The organism is Alloyangia pacifica (assembly GCF_900116195.1).
Taxonomy (GTDB): Bacteria; Pseudomonadota; Alphaproteobacteria; order Rhodobacterales; family Rhodobacteraceae; genus Salipiger; species Salipiger pacificus.
This window is the reverse complement of sequence record NZ_FOZW01000037.1, coordinates 1-2,634: the sequence shown is the minus strand read 5'-3', so window position 1 is coordinate 2,634 and position 2,634 is coordinate 1. Positions and strand designations below refer to the sequence as shown.

Annotated in this window: 2 protein-coding genes; both read left to right on the top strand. The window is 62.1% G+C overall.

The annotated features are described in order from the left end of the window. Positions 1-179: 179 nt before the first annotated feature. Positions 180-1,712 carry an IS21 family transposase gene (gene istA, locus BM397_RS28815; protein WP_092431584.1) on the top strand — a complete coding sequence of 511 codons (1,533 nt, stop codon included), beginning with the start codon at positions 180-182 and terminating at the stop codon, positions 1,710-1,712. Further along, entirely contained in the window at positions 1,702-2,496 is a 795-nt protein-coding gene (gene istB, locus BM397_RS28810) for an IS21-like element helper ATPase IstB (RefSeq protein ID WP_092431586.1), read from the top strand. The genes istA and istB overlap by 11 nt, the downstream gene beginning before the upstream one ends. Positions 2,497-2,634: the final 138 nt, after the last annotated feature.

Genomic DNA, 2,634 nt, shown 5'->3' with positions numbered 1-2,634 from the left:
GCACAACAGGCCTGATACATGACCGCACCCGATCACACGTCAATACTGTTCAAAAACCATCTTGCGCGAACGGGGGTATCCATACATGACCCGGGAGAGCGCGTAATTTCCATTGAGATTTGACCCATGTGACCCTCCCCGCGACGCAGCTTGCAGCGGGGGATTCCGGAGTGATCCACATGGGACTTTTGAACGTCATCCGCCGCATGGCCTTGCGGGAAAAGCTACCGATCCGAGAGATCGCACGCCGAACCGGCCTGTCGCGGAACACCATCAAGAAATATCTGAGAGCAGGCACGATCGAGCCGAAGTTCAACGTTCCGGCTCGGTCGAGCAAGCTTGATCCCTACGCTGAGAAGCTCGCTGCGTGGCTGAAGACGGAGGCTGCAAAGTCACGCAAGCAGCGCCGAACCCTGAAGCAGTTGCATGGCGACCTCGTGGCACTCGGCTACACGGGGTCCTACAACCGGGTTGCGGCCTTCGCCCGAAAATGGCGGGTAGAACGCCAGCGCGAACAGCATACCACCGGGCGCGGCATCTTCGTCCCCTTGTCGTTCCGGCCCGGGGAGGCCTTCCAGTTCGACTGGAGCGAAGACTATGCGGTGCTTGGCGGAGAGCGCACGAAGTTGCAGGTCGCGCATATCAAGCTGTCTCACAGCCGCGCCTTCCTCGTCCGAGCCTATTTGCTGCAGACCCACGAGATGCTGTTCGATGCCCACTGGCACGGCTTCCGCGTCTTTGGCGGCGTTCCGGAGCGTGGGATCTACGACAACATGAAGACGGCGGTGGACCGGGTTGGCCGTGGCAAAGAGCGTCAGGTGAACATGCGCTTCCTGGCCATGGCAAACCACTACGTGTTCGAGCCGGAGTTCTGCAATCCGGCGGCGGGCTGGGAAAAGGGTCAGGTCGAAAAGAACGTCCAGGACGCCCGCCCGCGCTTATGGAACCCCATGCCGAACTTCCCCGACCTTGCTTCGCTGAACGCATGGCTGGAACGACGCTGCATGGAGTTCTGGCGCGACACCCCCCATGGCACCCTCGCGGGCAGCATCGCGGATGCCTGGGGCTCGGAGCAAGCGGCGCTCATGCAGCTGCCACCTGCCTTCGACGGCTTTGTCGAGCAGAGCAAGCGCGTGTCCCCGACCTGCTTGATCAGCTTCGAGCGCAATCGCTACAGCGTCCCCGCCTCCTTTGCCAATAGACCAGTCAGCCTCCGGATCTACCCCGATCGCCTCGTAGTCGCCGCGGAAGGGCAAATTCTGTGCGAGCACGATCGGCTGATCCAGAGGTCTCACCATCTGCCCGGCAGAACGATCTACGACTGGCGCCACTACCTGGCCGTCATCCAGCGAAAGCCCGGAGCCCTGCGCAATGGCGCCCCCTTCGTGGATCTGCCGCCCGCCTTCCGGCAATTGCAGAGCCAATTGCTACGACGGCCCGGGGGAGACCGGGAGATGGTCGATATCCTTGCCCTGGTCTTGCATCACGACGAGCAAGTGGTGCTGAACGCGGTCGAGCTGGCGCTCTCCGAGGGCGTCGCGACCAAGACCCACGTCCTGAATCTTCTGCACCGCCTGATCGACGGGAAGTCGACCGACGCTCCCTCCATCGACCCGCCGGGTGCCTTGGCCCTCAAGCGAGAGCCCCGGGCCAATGTGGAGCGCTATGACGAGCTGCGGCCACGCGATGCTGGAGGCCGCCATGCGTCATGACCCAGCCAGCGGTGCCATCGTGATCATGCTGCGCAGCCTCAAGATGCACGGGATGGCTCAAGCCGTGACCGACCTGATCGAGCAGGGTGCGCCGGCGTTCGAAGCCGCCGTGCCGATCCTGACGCAGCTCCTGAAGGCTGAGGTCGCGGAGCGCGAGGTGCGCTCGATCGCCTACCACATGAAGGTGGCACGCTTCCCGGCCTACAAGGATCTGCCCAACTTCGACTTCTCGTCCAGCGAGATGAACGAGGCAACGGTGCGCCAGTTGCATCGTGGCGAGTTCATGGAAGGAGCGCAGAACGTCGTTCTCATCGGCGGCCCCGGCACTGGGAAGACCCACATCGCCACCGCGCTCGGCATCCATGCCATTGAGCATCATCGCCGGAGAGTGCGCTTCTTCTCGACCATCGAACTCGTCAACGCTCTCGAGCAGGAGAAGGCCAAGGGAAAAGCCGGACACATCGCGGAGACCCTCACCCGCCTCGACCTGGTGATCCTGGACGAGCTCGGATACCTGCCGTTCAGCGCTTCAGGGGGCGCCTTGCTCTTCCATCTGCTGAGCAAGCTCTACGAGCGCACCAGCGTGATCATCACCACGAACCTCAGCTTCAGCGAGTGGGCCACAGTGTTCGGTGACGCCAAGATGACCACCGCGCTCCTCGATCGGCTGACCCATCGCTGCCACATCCTCGAGACCGGAAACGACAGCTTCCGCTTCAAGGACAGCGCGGCCGCAGCCACCCGGAAAAAGAGGGAGGGAAGCCATGTCTTGACCCAATCATGACCCGCTCAGCATAATCCAAGGTGGGTCACTTCTCGATGGAAACCCCGGGTCATGTATGGATACCCCCGTTCGCGCAAGATGGTTTTTGAACAGTATTGACGTGTGATCGGGTGCGGTCATGTATCAGGCCTGTTGTGC